At 60.9% G+C, this 17,213-nt stretch carries 13 protein-coding genes and 1 tRNA gene; 11 read left to right on the top strand and 3 right to left on the bottom strand.

The window, feature by feature from the left end:
• Positions 1 to 44: 44 nt before the first annotated feature.
• The 3 genes from selA to AC1DWG_RS19755 all read left to right on the top strand — a co-directional run bounded on the left by selA (position 45) and on the right by AC1DWG_RS19755 (position 3,507).
• A complete protein-coding gene (gene selA, locus AC1DWG_RS19765) occupies positions 45 to 1,475 on the top strand; it encodes an L-seryl-tRNA(Sec) selenium transferase (RefSeq protein ID WP_477788231.1) in 1,431 nt (476 codons plus the stop codon).
• The gene (gene selB / locus AC1DWG_RS19760) at positions 1,472 to 3,379 is read left to right on the top strand and encodes a selenocysteine-specific translation elongation factor (RefSeq protein WP_477788271.1); all 1,908 of its coding nucleotides are present in this window, start codon (positions 1,472 to 1,474) and stop codon (positions 3,377 to 3,379) included. The genes selA and selB overlap by 4 nt, the downstream gene beginning before the upstream one ends.
• Positions 3,380 to 3,411: 32 nt before the next feature.
• Positions 3,412 to 3,507: transfer RNA gene (locus tag AC1DWG_RS19755), tRNA-Sec, on the top strand.
• A 57-nt stretch (positions 3,508 to 3,564) separates the two neighbouring features.
• Here AC1DWG_RS19755 and AC1DWG_RS19750 read toward each other — a convergent pair.
• From AC1DWG_RS19750 to AC1DWG_RS19740, 3 genes are all read right to left on the bottom strand, one after another.
• A complete protein-coding gene (locus AC1DWG_RS19750) occupies positions 3,565 to 3,810 on the bottom strand; it encodes a type II toxin-antitoxin system ParD family antitoxin (RefSeq protein ID WP_477754796.1) in 246 nt (81 codons plus the stop codon).
• A 347-nt stretch (positions 3,811 to 4,157) separates the two neighbouring features.
• The gene (locus tag AC1DWG_RS19745; RefSeq protein WP_477761894.1) at positions 4,158 to 5,477 is read right to left on the bottom strand and encodes an OprD family porin; all 1,320 of its coding nucleotides are present in this window, start codon (positions 5,475 to 5,477) and stop codon (positions 4,158 to 4,160) included.
• A 176-nt stretch (positions 5,478 to 5,653) separates the two neighbouring features.
• The gene (locus tag AC1DWG_RS19740; RefSeq protein ID WP_477788230.1) at positions 5,654 to 6,307 is read right to left on the bottom strand and encodes a hydrolase; all 654 of its coding nucleotides are present in this window, start codon (positions 6,305 to 6,307) and stop codon (positions 5,654 to 5,656) included.
• 516 nt (positions 6,308 to 6,823) lie between these two features.
• Between AC1DWG_RS19740 and tssB the strand changes: the two genes are divergently transcribed.
• From tssB to AC1DWG_RS19700, 8 genes are all read left to right on the top strand, one after another.
• Complete coding sequence (gene tssB / locus AC1DWG_RS19735; RefSeq protein WP_477754799.1) at positions 6,824 to 7,327, top strand: type VI secretion system contractile sheath small subunit; 504 nt, start codon at positions 6,824 to 6,826, stop codon at positions 7,325 to 7,327.
• Positions 7,328 to 7,361: 34 nt separating this feature from the next.
• Positions 7,362 to 8,900 carry a type VI secretion system contractile sheath large subunit gene (gene tssC / locus AC1DWG_RS19730; RefSeq protein ID WP_477761893.1) on the top strand — a complete coding sequence of 513 codons (1,539 nt, stop codon included), beginning with the start codon at positions 7,362 to 7,364 and terminating at the stop codon, positions 8,898 to 8,900.
• 40 nt (positions 8,901 to 8,940) lie between these two features.
• The gene (gene tssK / locus AC1DWG_RS19725; protein WP_477761892.1) at positions 8,941 to 10,296 is read left to right on the top strand and encodes a type VI secretion system baseplate subunit TssK; all 1,356 of its coding nucleotides are present in this window, start codon (positions 8,941 to 8,943) and stop codon (positions 10,294 to 10,296) included.
• Positions 10,293 to 10,973, top strand: a complete 681-nt coding sequence (gene tssL, locus AC1DWG_RS19720) for a type VI secretion system protein TssL, short form (RefSeq protein ID WP_477761891.1) — start codon at positions 10,293 to 10,295, stop codon at positions 10,971 to 10,973. Before tssK ends, tssL begins: the two co-directional genes overlap by 4 nt.
• A 7-nt stretch (positions 10,974 to 10,980) precedes the next feature.
• Complete coding sequence (locus AC1DWG_RS19715; RefSeq protein WP_477788229.1) at positions 10,981 to 12,684, top strand: OmpA family protein; 1,704 nt, start codon at positions 10,981 to 10,983, stop codon at positions 12,682 to 12,684.
• Between the two features lie 51 nt (positions 12,685 to 12,735).
• A complete protein-coding gene (locus tag AC1DWG_RS19710; RefSeq protein WP_477761889.1) occupies positions 12,736 to 13,227 on the top strand; it encodes an Hcp family type VI secretion system effector in 492 nt (163 codons plus the stop codon).
• Between the two features lie 145 nt (positions 13,228 to 13,372).
• Positions 13,373 to 16,027 (top strand): type VI secretion system ATPase TssH, encoded by a 2,655-nt coding sequence (gene tssH, locus AC1DWG_RS19705; RefSeq protein WP_477788228.1) that lies wholly within the window; start codon positions 13,373 to 13,375, stop codon positions 16,025 to 16,027.
• A gap of 2 nt (positions 16,028 to 16,029) precedes the next feature.
• On the top strand, positions 16,030 to 17,213 hold a 1,184-nt coding region (locus AC1DWG_RS19700), incomplete at its 3' end, for a type VI secretion system Vgr family protein (protein WP_477788227.1).

Raw genomic sequence — 17,213 nt, 5'->3', positions numbered from 1 at the left:
GTCTACACTCTGGCGCGAGGGTCATTCGTTTTCAGGAGCGCCAGATGTCTGCACGCGGTGCCAGCCAACCCCTGCGTCTACCTTCCATCGACAGTTTGTTGCGGCACCCGGCGTGCCTGCCGTTGGCCGAGCGCTATGGACGCGACGCCTTGCTGAGTACCTTGCGGCTTTTGCTGGATGAGTTGCGCGAAGGGGTGCAGCAGGGTTTGCTCGAACCTGCAGAAGTCGGCGCCGAAGTGTTGGCGGGCAGGGTCGGCGAACGATTGGCGACCCAGCATCGCAGCCAGGTGCGCCGGGTATTCAACCTCACCGGCACGGTCTTGCACACCAACCTCGGCCGGGCACTGTTGCCCGAAGAAGCGATCGAGGCGGTGCAAATGGCCGCGCGCTATCCGCTCAACCTGGAATTTGACCTGCGCAGCGGCAAGCGCGGTGACCGCGACGACCTGATCGAAGGCTTGATCCTCGAACTCACCGGCGCTGAAGCGGTGACCGTGGTCAACAACAATGCCGCAGCGGTCTTGCTGACCCTCCACAGCCTGGGCGCGCGCAAGGAGGGAATTATTTCCCGGGGCGAATTGATTGAAATCGGCGGCGCTTTCCGCATTCCCGACATCATGGCCCGCGCCGGGGTGAAGCTGGTTGAGGTCGGCACCACCAACCGCACCCATGCCCGCGACTACGAGGCCGCCATTGGCCCGCGCAGCGGTTTGATCATGCGCGTGCATGCGAGCAACTACAGCATTCAAGGCTTCACCACGCGTGTGGCGACGGCTGAACTGGCGCAAATTGCCCACCAACATGGACTGCCGTTGCTTGAAGACCTCGGCAGCGGCAGCCTGCTGGACCTGACCCGCTGGGGCTTGCCCGCCGAACCGACGGTACGCCAGGCGCTGCTCGATGGCGCGGACATCGTTACCTTCAGTGGCGACAAACTGCTTGGCGGGCCGCAAGCCGGGCTTATCGTCGGCCGCAAGGAATTGATCGCCAGGATCAAGAAAAACCCGCTCAAGCGTGCGCTGCGGGTCGACAAAATGACCCTCGCTGCGCTGGAAGCGGTGTTGGCTTTGTACCGCAACCCGGACCGACTCGCCGAGCGCTTGCCGAGCCTGCGCCTGTTGACCCGGCCACAGGCCGATATCCTCGCCCAGGCCGAGCGATTGCGGCCAGCGCTGGCCCAGGTGCTGGGTGAGGGCTGGAGCGTCAGAGCCATGCCGGCACTGGGCATGATCGGCAGCGGCAGCCAACCGGTGGCACGGCTGGCCAGTGCGGCGCTGTGTGTGCGACCACTCACCTCGAAGCGTTTGCGCGGGCGATCCTTGCTGAGTCTTGAGGAGGCTTTGCGCGGTTTACCGATTGCGGTTCTCGGGCGCATTGACGATGACGCCCTGTGGCTGGACCTGCGGCAACTGGACGACGAGCCGGCATGGCTGACGCAGCTCAATCAATTACAAGTGGAGGGCCGGACAGGGTGATTGTCGGCACCGCAGGGCACATCGACCATGGCAAAACCGCGCTGCTCCAGGCGCTGACCGGTCAGGCGGGTGACCGGCGCCGGGAAGAGCGCGAGCGCGGTATGACCATCGACCTCGGCTACCTGTATGCCGCGCTGGAGCCGGGAGCGGGCCTGACCGGTTTCATCGATGTTCCCGGGCATGAGCGCTTCACCCACAACATGCTCGCCGGGGCGCAGGGCATCGATCTGGTGTTGTTGGTAGTGGCCGCCGATGACGGGGTGATGCCGCAGACCCGCGAGCATCTGGCGATTGTCGAGTTGCTGGGCATTCCCCGGGCGCTGGTGGCCATCACTAAATGCGACCGGGTCGATGGTGCCCGGGTGCAGGCTGTTCGCGAGCAGGTGGGCGCATTACTGGCGCCCGGGCCGTATGCCGATGTGCCGCTGATGGCGCTGTCGAGCGTGACCTTTGATGGCATCGACACCTTGCGCCAGGCGTTGCTCGATGCCCAGCGTGAAGTGTCGCAACGCAGCACCGAAGGTGGTTTTCGCCTGGCGATCGATCGGACCTTCAGCGTGGCCGGGGCCGGTATCGTGGTGACCGGTACGGCGCTGTCCGGCCAGGTCGCGGTGGGCGATACCCTGCTTTTGGGGCCACAAGGCAAACCGGTGCGCATTCGCGGCCTGCACGCGCAAAACCAGGCCACCGACCACGCCATTGCCGGCCAGCGCGTGGCGTTGAACCTGAGTGCCGAACGGCTGGCCCTGGAGCACATCCATCGCGGCCACTGGCTGCTGTCCGCCGGCTTGTACGCACCGACACAGCGCCTGGACATCGACATGCAGTTACTCCCTGGCGAATCCCGCGCCTTCGAGCACTTTCAACCGGTGCACGTGCACCTCGGCACCCAGGACGTCATCGGTCGAGTCGCCTTGCTCGAAGGCACCAGCCTGGCGCCCGGTGGGCGGATGATTGCGCAACTGTTGCTCAATACGCCGGTGCATGCGGTGAGAGGCGATCCGCTGGTCCTGCGCGATCAAAGTGCCCAACGTACGCTGGGTGGCGGCCGGGTGCTCGATCCATTTGCACCCACCCGGCAACGCCGCAGCCCCGAACGGTTGGCGCAGCTGGTCGCGCTGGCGAACAGCGCAACGCTGGAAGATGTATTGCCGGCATTGCTGGCCCATAGCGACAGCGGGATCGATCCGCAGCGCCTGGAACGGCAGTTCAACCGACCGCGCAGCAGTTGGGTGTTGCCCGCTGACGTGCGCTTGATCGACACCCGTCAAGGCGCGTTGCTGTTTAGTGCCAGTCGTTGGGAATCCTTGAAAGCGCCTTTGGTGGATCAGCTCGCGCGTTTCCATCTGCTCGAACCGGATCAGATGGGGCCGGACCGGGATCGCCTGCGTCGATTCACCGGCAGCGCGCTGGAGCGCTCGACGTTTATCAGCCTGCTCGACGAGTTACTGGCCAGCGGCGACATCGCCAGCAGCGGTCCGTGGTTGCATCTGCCCGGGCATCAGGTGCGCTTGAGCGAAACGGACGAAACCCTGTGGCTGCACTTGCAGCCGTTTTTCGAACAGGCCGGCTTCGACCCGCCGTGGGTGCGCGACCTGGGGCATGAGGAAGCGGACGTGCGCGATTTGCTGCGCAAAATGGCGCGCCTGGGCTTGATGCACCAGGTGGTGCGCGATCTGTTTTATACCGACAGCATGATTCGCCAATTGGCGGCTATGCTGTTGCAACTGGCGGACGCCAACCCGGTGATTCAGGTGGCAGCATTTCGGGATGCGGTGGGCCTGGGGCGCAAGCGCAGCATTCAGATCCTGGAGTACTTCGACCGTATCGGCCTGACACGACGCTTTGGCGATCGACGGCAGATTCGCCTGGACAGTGCGTTGGCCTGGCGCAATGAGCACTGATTCAGGGGCATGATTCAGCGGCAAGAATTCAAGGAAGGCAATCGCGCCCGGTGGCGCGGCCGGGCTTCAAACCCGGTTGGGGACGGCATCCGTTCCCGGGCAGGTTCGACTCCGGCTGCCTTCCGCCAATCAACCCCAAACTTTCTGACTCAACCCAATCCCTTGTGGGAGCGAGCCTGCTCGCGTCAGCCATGCGCGGTTAACATTCTCTGTTTGAATGCAACGGGATCGAATGGGCGAGGTTTTCCGCTGGATTCACCTTCCCAAAGGGCGGCACGGATCGTTTCGAGTTCAGCGCTGCGCTCCTGTTCACGTCGGATCAGATCGCGAATATATTCGCTGTCGTTGGTGTAATGGCCTGCTTCTATCTGCGCTTTGATCCAGTTGTCTTGCTGGTCAGTCACAGTGATGGTTTTTCGTACGGTTCCCATGATCGGGCCTCCACGGAGATGGTCGACTGCGTGCTACCAATCATACTATTGGTGCGGTATCGAGCAGGCGAGCTCTATTGCGATCCATCCAGTCCGAACAGAATTTGCAGCTTTGCAGCTTTGCGGCAAGCCCTAATGCCAGTCAGTTAAGCGAAATCTGTGTAGGAGCGAGCTTGCTTGCGAAAGCGGAGTATCAGTCAACATTGATGTTGAAGCTAACGGCCCCTTCGCGGCGGTGCGGCGATCCGACAAGCCCGCTCCTACAGGTTTTGGGTCTTGACTGACTGGCATGACGGCAAGCCCGCTCCAACAATTGAATGCACTCCAGACATTGCCGATTGCTTTGCTCAGAACCCCAGCGGGTACTGAATCACTACATATATCCGGTCTATGTCATCACCCGCCTGCGCCTCATTGGCCCGGTGCGAAACGTGCGACACCTGCACCGACAGGTCCTTTGCCGCACCCGTTTGGACGATGTACTTCAAATCAATGTCCCGCTCCCAGTGCTTGCCCCCGTCACCTTGTTGCGGCACGAAGGTACCGGTCGCCGGGTCGAAGGGGTTGTAGGCCCCGCCTTGTGGCGCATGGGTGCCGTCGATCTGGTCGCCGGTGACGTAACGGGTCATGAACTTCAGGCCGGGTATCGCGAAGGTGGCCAGGTCCAGGTCGTAGCGAACCTGCCAGGAGCGTTCGCGGGCGCCGTTGAAGTCGGCGTACTTGATCGAGTTGGCCAGGTAGATGGAGTCGCCACCGACAAAATCGAACGGCGTATCACCGTTGATTTTCTGATAGGCCAGGGTGAAACCATGGGCGCCCAGCGTGTATCGGCCGGACAGGCTGTACGCCGTATTGTCGATGGCACCGGCCAGCGCCTGACCGGTGTCCCGGGTGTGATAGAGGTTGGCGTCGAGGAACACGCCGGACTGCTTGAAGTGCAGGTTGCCGTAGTACTGGTGCCAGGTGTCGGTCAACTCCGAGGCGTACAGGGCGCCGCCGACCGGGTTCTGGGTAAACAGGTCGGCGCCGACAAACGAAATGCCGCCAGCCTCGGTGTTGGCGCCATAACCGAAAAAGTTGCCCTTGCCTGAAGCACTGTCCTGATTCTTGAATGCCGTGAAGTGGCCGGCTTGCAGGTTCATGCCGTCGATTTCGCGGCTGTTGAGCAGAAAACCTGTGGCGTACTCCGGCTGCAGGCGTTTGTCTGCGGTGTCGAACACCGGGGATTCGACCTCCATTTCGCCAAACGCCAGGGTGGTTTTCGAGGCCTTGAACTTGATCGCGCCGCCACCGCTGGAGTAGTCGCTTTCGCTGCGGCCGTCACTGCCCACCGGCAGCAATCCGGTCCCGGAATGGCCCTTGCCGCCATCGAGTTTCAATCCCAGAAAGGCATGGGCATCGAGGCCGAAGCCGACCGTGCCCGGTGTGAAACCGGATGCAAAAGCGCCGATAAAACCTTGAGCCCATTCGGCTTTGTAGCTCTTGCCGGTCGGCGAGGGGGATCGATAGTCGCTGTTCAGATAGAAGTTGCGGCTGAGTACGCCAAGCGTCGCTGCGTCGAAAAATCCTTCTGCGCCTTGCGCCGATTCATCCGCCAGTGTGTGGGTAGCGAACAGGCAGAAGCACAGGGCAATCGTCACCCTGAAGTCTTGCGGGAAGAGAGTCATCAATGGCTCACCACAGGGGGTAGCGACTGCGATGATTCACTGTAGGAGCGAGCTTGCTCGCGATGGTCTCAATAGCGCCGCGTTCAGTCGGTAAACACGCGTTATCGTTAACGACCATCGCGAGCAAGCTCGCTCCTACAGGAGTCCGCCCGCAGGCGCTGGTTTTTCAATGGACCTTAATGGCCTTCGGATGCACCAAACATGGTCTTGGCGTAGATCAGGCCCAGACCGTAGGCACCGCCGTTGGCAATCGAGGTTTTCACCGTTTCGTCGTAGGTCTCGCCGCGCGCCCAGTCACGTTGCAGTTCCAGCAGGTATTGCAGCGAGGTCATCGGCCGGGCGCCGATCTGGATCATGCGCTGCATGGCCACTTCATGGGCTTCGGTGCTGACGTCGCCACAGGCGTCGGCAATCACATACACCTCGAAACCCTGGTCAATCGCCGACAACGCCGGGCCGACGATGCAAACGGACGTCCATAAGCCGGCGAGGACAATCTTCTGCTTGCCGATGGCATTGACTTGCACGGCAATGCGCTCGTCTTCCCAGGTGTTCATGCTGGTGCGATCGATGACGTTGTGTTCCGGGAACACAGCCTTGATTTCGTCGAAGATCGGCCCGGAAAAACTCTTCTCGGCGACGGTGGTGAGGATGGTCGAGACCTTGAAGCCACGGGCTGCCTTGGCCACCAGTGCGGCGTTGTTGCGCAGGGTCACGGCGTCGATCGACTTGGTCGCGAAGGACATCTGCGACTGGTGGTCGATCATGATCAGGGTGTGGTCGGTCGGGGTCAGCAGGGTTTTGCCGGGGGCTGCTTTTGCAATGGCCATGACAGGGTCCTTACGGGGTGAGTGAGGACGTCATGGTTACGTAGATCGAACCGGGAATATTGAATCGGTGTGCTGTCTTTGATGCCCGCTGCCCAACTGGTTTATGACTACGTCGAAGCCGACGCCGACGCAAGACCGATGGGTAGGCCAACAAGGAGTCGTTGCTGGTGTCGATCAACTTGAGTGAGATCCATTACTCGTAGCAAAAAATGTATTTTGGCGTAACCAGGTTTGATTACCTTGTTCTCGTCCTACAAATTAACTTCTCTTTTGTTGATTGACCCTGTGGGAAATCTCCGAAAGTGCCACAGGGGGATGGAGAATTAACTTCAGATGCTTCATCGTTTATCAACGGGGAGACAATAATTGTCTCTCCGGGTTACGGCTTCTATGTATTAAAAGGAATTTAAGGGCTGTGGATGGCAACTCTGCGTATAGAGTTGATCGCCGTTCTGAATTCCAGTCTTATTTATCTTCGTGATGGTTCTTACTGTTGCGCGGGTGTCAGGAGGAATGATGACTGCAAGTAGTTTTCAAAACGAAGTGCCCAAGGCTCGAGTTAATATCAAGCTCGATTTGCACACGGGCGGAGCACAGAAAAAAGTCGAGTTGCCACTGAAGTTGATGGTGATGGGCGACTACAGCAACGGTAAGGAGCAGCGCCCGCTGTCCGCAAGAAACAAAATGAACATTGACAAGAATAATTTCGACAGCGTTTTGTCCGAGTATTCCCCAGGCCTGAAGCTGGCAGTGGAAAATACGCTGGTCAATGACCACTGCGACACCTCTGTGGAATTGAGTTTTCGGGCCATGAAAGACTTTGAGCCGGAACAGGTGGCGCGGCAGATTCCACAGCTGCGTGCACTGTTGGCCATGCGCAACCTGCTGCGCGATCTCAAGTCGAACCTGCTGGACAACGCGACCTTTCGGCACGAGTTGGAGCGCATCCTCAAGGATGATGCCCTGAGTGACGAACTGCGTGCCGAACTGGCAGCCCTGGCTCCAAAAGAAGTTCGTTAATTATCCATCGGTTCGCTTCATAGGAAAACTCTAAATGTCCGTTGAACATTCTTCCGCGCAATCGCGTGGCGATACAGTGTTGTCTGAAGAAAGCCAGGGTATATATAGCGCTTTGTTCAGCAAGATCAATCTGAGTCCAGTAGAAGAATTGGCCGGTTTCGACGCCTTTCAGGACAATGAAGCATTGTCCGAGGCCTCTACCGATGAGCGCGTGACCGCTGCCGTCAGCGTTTTCCTGAACTTGCTCAAGCAGTCTTCACATAAAGTCGAGCGTCTGGACAAGGCACTGCTCGATGAGCACATTGCATCGTTGGACGAGCAGATCAGTCGCCAGCTCGATGCCGTCATGCACCATCCAGACTTCCAGCGCGTCGAGTCGACCTGGCGGGGCTTGAAATCGCTGATCGACCAAACCGATTTCCGCCGCAACGTTCGCATCGAGTTGCTGGATATCAGCAAGGATCATTTGATCCAGGACTTCGACGACGCACCGGAAATCGCCCAGAGCGGGTTGTATTTCCATACCTACATCCAGGAATACGACACGCCGGGTGGCGAACCGATCGCTGCAGCCATTTCCAATTATGAATTCGACCGCAGCCCTCAGGATGTTGCCTTGCTGCGTAATGTTTCCAAGGTGGCGGCGGCAGCACACATGCCGTTCATTGGTTCTGTCGGACCGGCTTTTTTCGGCAAGGAATCGATGGAAGAAGTGGCTGCGATCAAGGACATCGGCAACTACTTTGACCGCGCCGAATACATCAAGTGGAAAGCCTTTCGCGACAGTGACGATGCCCGTTACATCGGCCTGACCATGCCGCGGGTGCTCGGTCGTCTGCCTTACGGTCCTGACACCATTGCGGTGCGCAGCTTCAACTACATCGAAAGCGTCAAGGGGCCGGACCACGACAAGTACCTGTGGGCCAACGCCTCGTTCGCTTTTGCCGCGAACATGGTCAAGAGCTTCATCAGCAACGGCTGGTGCGTGCAGATCCGTGGCCCACAGTCGGGTGGCGCGGTCACCGGCCTGCCGATTCATCTGTACGACCTGGGCACCGGCAATCAGGTGAAAATCCCCTCGGAGGTGATGATTCCCGAGACGCGTGAATTTGAGTTCGCCAACCTCGGTTTCATTCCTTTGTCGTACTACAAGAATCGCGACTACGCGTGTTTTTTCTCAGCCAACTCCAGCCAGAAACCCGCCCTGTACGACACCGCCGACGCCACCGCAAACAGCCGTATCAACTCGCGTTTGCCGTACATATTCCTCCTGTCGCGCATCGCTCACTACTTGAAGATGATCCAGCGCGAGAACATCGGAACCACCAAGGATCGTCGCTTGCTGGAGCTTGAGCTCAACAAGTGGATCGGTGGGCTGGTCACCGAAATGACCGACCCAAGCGACGATTTGCAGGCTTCGCACCCGCTGCGTGAGGCGAAGGTGACGGTGGAAGACATCGACGACAACCCCGGCTTTTTCCGCGTCAAGTTGTACGCCGTGCCGCACTTTCAGGTGGAAGGCATGGACGTCAACCTGTCACTGGTTTCGCAGATGCCCAAGGCCAAAGCCTGAGTCTGTTCAAGCCCAAGTCATTTCGTAGGGAACGAATGTCATGAAGATCGACCGCCCCTTGTGGGCCGCGGGGGCGTTGCTGTCTCCGCAGCAATTCCAGCAGCAGGCGCGCTGGGAAGCCTGGACCAATGAGTGCCTTGCGCACCTGTCGTTGGTACACCCCTGGGGTGTACAAGCAGTGGAAGTTGATCTGCAGGCGCTGCGCCTGGGCAAACTCAAACTAACCAGGCTGCACTTGCGCATGGCCGACGGCACCCTGGTCGATACCGATCATGTCGATCGCCTGCCTCCTGCACTGGAGTTGGCTCGGCAGCTGCCTGATGACAGTCAGAACGTCACGCTATTGCTGGCGTTGCCGCTGGAACAGGGCAATGGCAACAACTGCCTGTTCGACGGGGGCAGGGCCGATCGACCGATGCGCTATCGCCAGGCCTGGCGCAAGGTTCAAGACGTGTTCGCCGATGAGGTGCAATCAATCGGGGTGCTGGAGCACGCCTTGAGCTTGCGCCTGGAAAACGATGACAACGCCGATTACCTGACTTGCCCGATTGCCCGCCTGACACGCGACGGGCAGGGTGGCTGGATACTCGACCCGGGCTACGTACCGCCGTTGCTAAGCTTTGCTGCTCACCCGGGATTGCTCACCCAACTGGACAACCTGTTGACCCAGTTGGCTGCCAAGCGTCAACGGCTTATGGGCATGCGGCGCGAGAGTAATCAGCGCATGGCGGACTTTGCGGTGGCCGATGTGTCGTTGTTCTGGCTGCTCAATGCCTTGAACAGCTATCAACCCGTGTTGGCCGACCTCAAGGCGCATCCGGGGCGCCATCCCGAACAGGTCTATCTGGAACTGGCCAGACTGGCCGGAAGCCTGCTGACCTTTTCGCTGGAACATGACATCGAGCAGATTCCTGCCTATCGGCACGAACACCTGGAATCCGTCTTCCCGCCGTTGATGAGCACGATTTCCACCTTGCTGGAAGCCAGCCTTCCGTCCCGGGTCATCGCCCTGGAGTTGCAGGAAACGGGCGCCAACCGCTGGCAAGTCAGTCTCAACGATGCCCGCTTGTGTGAGCCTGGCGGCGCGGACTTCTATCTGTCAGTGCGTTGTCGCCTGTCGGCCGCGCAGTTGCAGAGCCAGTTTCCTCGACTGTGCAAGATCGGTACGCCGGATGAGGTGGATCAGTTGATCAATGCTGCGCTGGACGGTGTGCCCATGCAGTCGCTCAGCCATGTGCCCGCCGCGATTCCGCTGCGACTGGAAAATCAATACTTCGCCCTTGATCTCAATCATGCCAAGGGGCTGGCGATGCTGGCCGCGGGGGTCTGCGCACTGTATGTGCCGAGCACACTGGTCGAGGTCAAGCTTGAACTGTTTGCGGTGTTGCGCACATGAACGGAAAAACCGAAAAGCAAACCCGCTCACCGGTGAATATCGACGTCCTGTTGCAGGACAGCTACCTGCTGGTAGTTGAACTGCGCCAGCCTGGATCAGCGCAAGACAGCCCGGGGCTGTGGTCACGTTGTGCCGACCAGATCGAATACGTTCGCCAGTCTCTTGAACAGGCCGGTTTGAGTCGGCGCAGCATCGATTACATCAGTTACGCCCAATGCGCGTTGCTCGATGAAACCGTGCTCGGCCATGCCGAGGGCAAAGATCATGCTTCCTGGGTCAGCGAACCCTTGCAGGCGAAATTCTTCAGCCGTCACCAGGCCGGTGAGTTTCTGTATGAAGACATGCGCGAAGTGCTGCGCGAGCCCGCACCGGATCGGCAGGTGCTGACGGCATTCCAGCGGGTAATGATGCTGGGCTTTCGCGGCCGCTATCGCGAGTTGAATGATCCTGATCGTCTGCAACTGCTGGCAGCGTTGAATGCGCAGGTTCCGCCACTGCAGCTCAACCATGGGTTAGCGACCCAAGCGGGCATCGGCTACCGATCCGGCAGCTGGCGTTGGCAGCGCTCCCCGCTGGCCAATGTAGTGTTGGCGGGGTTGTTGCTCATGGGGATCTGGCTGGGACTCGATCACCTGTTGGGTGGCGTCATCGCCAACCTCCAGCCAGGCCAGGCGTGAGTAGCCGATGACGTACAAACTCAATCGACTCCTCTGGCTTTGGGCCGGCACGCTTGTCCTGGCATTGCTAGCCATCATCCCGCTGACGGCCTGGACACGTGCAACGGCGGTTTTGCTCGTAGTGTGCGTTGCCATTACGGTCTGGATCAGGATCGGGTGGCGGGCCAAGCGTCAAGCCGGGTCACTGATGCTGGCCGCTAACCTGACGCTGCCACCGGCGGATTGTTGTCAGCCGGTGGTGTTGGTCTGTGGTGATGGCCTGGACGGTCTGTTCGGCCCAGTTGCCGATGATTCGCTGGCGTTGCGCAAGACCGGGCAAGGTTGCTACCTGCGGGTGCCAGATCTGATGCAACTGGCGGAGCTGATAGATGGCGTATTGGCCCGTCGACCAGCATGGGGCGGGCAGCTTGCTGTCATGTTCGTTTCCAACCCGGGCGAGCATGGCGACCGCGCCGTGCTGGCAGGACAGGTGCGGGCTTTTTGTCATCAGATTGCCTTGGTTCGCAAACGCGGGATTCCATTGCCGATGTTGCTGGTCAGTTACCTGCAAGCTTCGCAGGGCGAGGGGGCCTGGTTCAGTTGGGAGGCGGGTCAGACCAACCCCGAGGTCCGTGAGGCCGGGATGCATGCCAGCCTGGTCGATTGGCAGCAGTTGGCAGTGGACGATGTCACGCGTATGGCGCGCATGCATGCCAGCGTTCAAATGAGCAGCGTTGCGGCCTGGCTGGAGGAGGCGGTACTGCCGGACCTGGCCGCGCGCGACCGCCGCCATTCGATAGGTCCCGCAGTGGCCATCGCCATCACGCTGGTGCCGGTGTTGCCTCAGACCGTGTCGGGGAACCTCTGGCAACAATGGCTGAGCGACAAGCTGTCGTTGTCAGTCGACCGGCAGGTAAAGACCGCAGGCATGGCGCCACTGCCATTCCCTGACCCGTTGCTGCAATTGCTGCCCATCCGTATCCAGCGAACGCCGATACGCCGGGCGGGGGTGATTGCGCTGTGGCTGTTTGTGGCCGCGACTGTGATTGCCTTGGCCAGTTCGGCCTGGCAGAACACGTTGCTGGCGCGTCAGGTCACCGATGACCTGCGTCGCTACACCTCCATGGTGCCACCGGCCCCTTTCGACCAGACCGGGATTGTCCAGCGCGAAGCGGCATTGACGACGCTTCGCCGGCACGCTGAGCGTCTGGACAACTATTACCGTCATGGTGCTCCGCTGAAGTTGGGTCTGGGCCTGTATCGCGGCGAACGATTGCGTGCGCCGGTGCTGACGGCGATTGCCAGTCACCGCCCCCCGCCGTCAGCGCCGCTCGCGGTAAAAGTCGCCAAAGCGGTACGCCTGGACAGCTTGTCTCTTTTCAACAGCGGCAGCGCCGCGCTCAAGCCAGAGTCAACCAAAGTGCTGATCAATGCCCTGGTGGACATCAAGGCTCAGCCGGGATGGCTGATCGTCATCGCCGGGCATACCGATGCGTCGGGCAATGACGCGCAAAACCTTCTGCTGTCCCGGACTCGCGCGGCGGCGGTGCGGGACTGGATGCAACGCATGGGCGATCTCCCCGACAGTTGTTTTGCTGTTCAGGGCTTCGGCGCCAGGCAGCCGATCGCCAGCAATGACACCGAGGCGGGGCGCACTGCCAACCGTCGAGTCGATATCCGCCTGGTACCGGAAGCGGGGGCTTGCTCGCAGCCCCCAACCATACCGGGCTGACAACCCCAGTCGCGTTACGCGGCATTCATGTTTTTGGAAAAGGAGCTTCACATGGCAATTCCCATTTATCTCTGGCTGCAAGATGACGGCGGCGCGAGCATCAAAGGTTCGGTGAACGTGCAAAAACGCGAGGGCAGCATTGAGGTGCTGACCCAGGATCACAGCCTGTACATCCCCACCGACAACAACACCGGCAAGTTGACCGGTGCCCGGGTCCATGCCCCGTTTCTGTTCACCAAGGAAATCGATGCCTCCAGCCCGTATCTGTACAAGGCGGTGACCACTGGCCAGACCCTCAAGAGCGCCGAGTTCAAGTGGTATCGCATTGACGACGCAGGCCAAGAAGTCGAGTACTTCGTGACTCAACTCGAAAACGTCAAGGTAGTGAAAGTCGCGCCAAAAATGCACGACGTCAAAGACCCTTCGAAGGAGAAGCACAACCACCTGGAATTGATTGAGCTGCGTTACGACAAAATCACCTGGACCTTCGTCGCCGGCAACATCATCCACAGCGATTCCTGGAGCGAACGCCAGAGCGCCTGACGCGAAAGCACCAGCAGGCAGAACGCTGCCTGCTGGTCTTGAGCGTATCGGCTTGAGCGCCTGTCAGCAGACGCTCAAGCCGGCACATCGAGCTTCAAGCCCACCACCGGCAATACGCCAGGAATTCAGCACAAGGACGCCCCGCATGGCCCATCACTCCACCCGTTTGCTTCGCCGCCTCAATCCTTACTGCGCCCAGGCCTTGAGCGCGGCGGCATCGCTGTGCCAAAGCCGCGCCCACGGGCAGATCAGCATCGAGCACTGGCTACTCAAACTGCTGGAGCAGGGCGAGGGAGACCTGACGCTCATTGCGCGCCGTTACGAATGGGACATCGACGCCCTCTGGCACGGGCTGCTCGAGCATCTCGACAGCTTGCCGCGCAGCGTGCAGGGCAAACCGCAGCTGTGCGGCAAGTTACAGCAATTGATCAAGAACGCCTGGCTGCGTGCATCGCTGGACGACGACAATGACAGCCTGCGCTCGGCCCACCTGCTCGGTGCGCTGCTGGAGACCCCGACACTGTTGGCCTGTGAAGCGGCCTGGCCAATGCTCAGTCTCGGTCCGGTGCAATTGCAGCATTTGCTCCCGCTGCTGGACCAGCACTCCGAAGAACGACCGCACCTGCAACAGGAGCAGGCGCTGGATCGCAAGGCGGTGATCCTCGACAACTCATCGAGTGCTCAACGGTGCGATGCATTGAAGGCGGTGCTGGACAAGTTCACCCAGGACCTGACCGCCAAGGCCCGGGAGGGCGGCATCGACCCGGTGTTCGGGCGTGACGATGAAATCCGTCAGGTCATCGACATCCTCAGCCGTCGGCGCAAGAACAACCCACTGCTGGTGGGGGAACCGGGGGTCGGCAAGACTGCGCTGGTCGAGGGCCTGGCCTTGCGCATCGCCGAGGGCAATGTGCCCGACAGCCTCAAGCCGGTCAGCGTGCGCACCCTCGATCTGGGCCTGTTGCAAGCGGGAGCCGGGGTCAAGGGCGAGTTCGAACAACGCCTGAAAAACGTTATCGAGGCCGTGCAGCAATCAGAAACTCCGGTCCTGCTGTTCATCGACGAAGCCCATACCCTGATCGGTGCCGGCAACCAGGCCGGAGGTGCCGATGCGGCAAATCTGCTCAAGCCGGCCCTGGCTCGCGGTGAATTGCGCACCATCGCGGCCACCACCTGGAGTGAGTACAAACAGTACTTTGAGCGCGATGCCGCACTTGAGCGGCGGTTCCAGAGGGTCAAGGTCGACGAACCGGACGATGCCAGTGCCTGCCTCATGTTGCGCGGCCTCAAAGCCCGCTACGCCAGCCACCACGGCGTGCACATCGAAGACGCGGCGGTAGAGGCGGCGGTCAGCCTGTCGCGGCGTTACCTGACGGGTCGCCAGTTGCCGGACAAGGCTGTCGATCTGCTCGACACCGCCAGCGCACGGGTACGCATGAGCCTTGACTGCGAACCGCAGGTGCTGGTGCGCCTCAAAGCCCGAATGGCTGCCCTGGACCTGGAGCGCCAGGCACGGCAAGAGGATCAGCAACTGAGCGGCGACGTCTCCGATCAACGGATCGCCCTGATCGCGCAGCAATACGCGCAATTGCAGCGGGAACAAATCGACCTGGTGCGGCAATACCAGAACGAGCTCGAACTGACCCGACAGCTGCTCGACGCACGCCAGGCCGAACCACCACGGATGGAACACTGCTCCCGGTTGCAGCGACAACTGAGTGAGATTCAGGGCAATCAGCCGCTGCTTTTGCTCGACGTAAACCCGCGCAGCGTGGCTGAAGTGATCGCCGACTGGACCGGCGTGCCGCTGGGCAGCCTGCTCAAGGATGAACAAGCCAACCTGCTGGAACTGGAACAGCAACTCAGCGAACGGGTGATTGGCCAAACCCATGCCCTCAGTGCCATGGCCCAACGCCTGCGCGCGGCCAAGACCGGCCTGACGGACGAAAAGACTCCGTTGGGCGTGTTCCTGCTGGTGGGCACCAGCGGAGTCGGCAAGACCGAATCGGCCCTGGCCCTGGCCGACAGCCTGTTCGGTGGCGAAAAGTCACTGATCACGATCAATCTCTCTGAATACCAGGAAGCCCATACCGTCAGCCAGCTCAAGGGCTCGCCGCCCGGCTACGTCGGCTACGGGCAGGGCGGGGTGCTCACCGAGGCCGTACGCCAACGACCCTATAGCGTCGTGCTGCTCGACGAGGTGGAGAAAGCCCATCGTGACGTGCTTGACCTGTTTTATCAGGTGTTCGATCGCGGCTGCATGCGCGACGGCGAAGGCCGTGAAATCGACTTTCGCAACACCGTCATTCTCATGACCTCCAACCTGGGGAGTGATGAGTTGCAAGGTTTCTTGCAGGAGCAACCCGAAGCCTCGGACAGCACCTTGCACGAACTGCTACGGCCCATTTTGCGCGAGCATTTTCAGCCGGCCTTGTTGGCCCGCTTCCAGACGCTGATCTATCGACCGCTGCAAGCCGAGGCCCTCAAAGGCATCGTCGCCATCAAACTCGCCCAGGTCGGCAAACGCTTGCAGCGTCACTACGCACTGCATTGCCGGATCGAAACTGCGCTCAACGACGCCCTGGTCGCCGCCTGCCTGTTGCCCGATACCGGCGCCCGCAACATCGACAGCCTGCTTGACCAGCAGATTCTGCCGGTGCTCAGCCAACAGTTGTTGCAACGTCAGGCCTCCGGGCAAAGCACCCATGGCGTGACCCTGGGTTACAGCGACGAGGAGGGGATCACCCTGCAATTCACCGACACGCTGGATAGCGCGGCGAACACCGCCATGGAGGCCTGAACATGCTCAACGCACCGCGCACCTTCTTCGACCACAGCCGCCACACACTCTGGGTCCGCGAGGTAGACGCCCCCCTCGACGTCCTGGCCTTCCACGGCGAAGAGCACCTCAGCCAGCCCTTCAGCTACTACATCGAGTTCACCTCCAGCCAGCTCGACATCGCCGCCGAACGCCTGCTCGGCCAACAAGCCAGCTTCAGCCTGCACGCGCTGCCGGAAAAGGTCTCGTCCCTGATCTTCGAACCGTCCGAGGTCAAGCCGCTGCGCACCTTGCACGGGGTGATCGGTGGCTTCAAACGCCTGTCCGCTTCCCTCGACGAGGCGCGCTACGAAGTCACCCTGCAACCGCGTCTGGCGCTGCTCRCGCGGGGCCGGCAATACCGGATCTACCAGCACCGGTCGGTGCCGGAAATCGTTGAGCACATCCTGCGCGGCCGCCACGCTTTCAGGGGCCAGGACTTCCTCTTCCAGCTGCACCGCGAGTACCCCCGGCGTGAACAGGTGATGCAATACGGCGAAAGCGATCTGGCCTTCATTGCCCGCCTGCTGGCCGAAGTCGGCATCTGGTACCGCTTCACCAGCGACGAACGCCTGGGCATCGACGTCGTCGAGTTCCACGACTCCCCGCGCGCGTACCAGTTCGACGTCGAGCTGCCGCTGCGCCCGCTCTCGGGGTTGAGCAGCCGCGGTGAGGACAGCGTCTGGGCCTTGCAGTCGGAACACCAGGTGGTGGAACAGCACGTGAATATCCGCGCCTACCACCACCGTGACGCCCGCGCGCACCTGGACGGCGACATCGACCACACGCGCGGCGCCAAAGGCACCTACGGCGAGGCCTATCACTACGCCGAACCCTACACCGCGCTCGGCGACCGCCATGACTTCCCCGAAGACGTGCAGTGCGAAAGCGGCTACTTCTATGCGCGCCTGCGCCACGAGCGTTACCTCAATCGTCGCACGCGCCTGCGCGGCATGAGCAGCAGTCCCAGCCTGGCGCCGGGCCAGGTGCTGGAAGTCACCGACGGCGCGCCCCAGGCCTTCGCGCCGCGGGCGGTGATCATCGGGCTCAAGGCCGGCGCCGCCCGCGACCGCAGCTTCGAGTGCAGCTTCCAGGCCATCCCCTATGCGCAGACGGTGTGCTTCCGTCCAAAAGTGCCGCCCAAACCCTTGATCGCCGGCACCGTCGT

This window comes from Pseudomonas sp. P4_B3, from assembly GCF_056402295.1.
The sequence above is the reverse complement of the archived record's forward strand: the minus strand, read 5'-3'. Positions and strand labels throughout refer to the sequence as shown.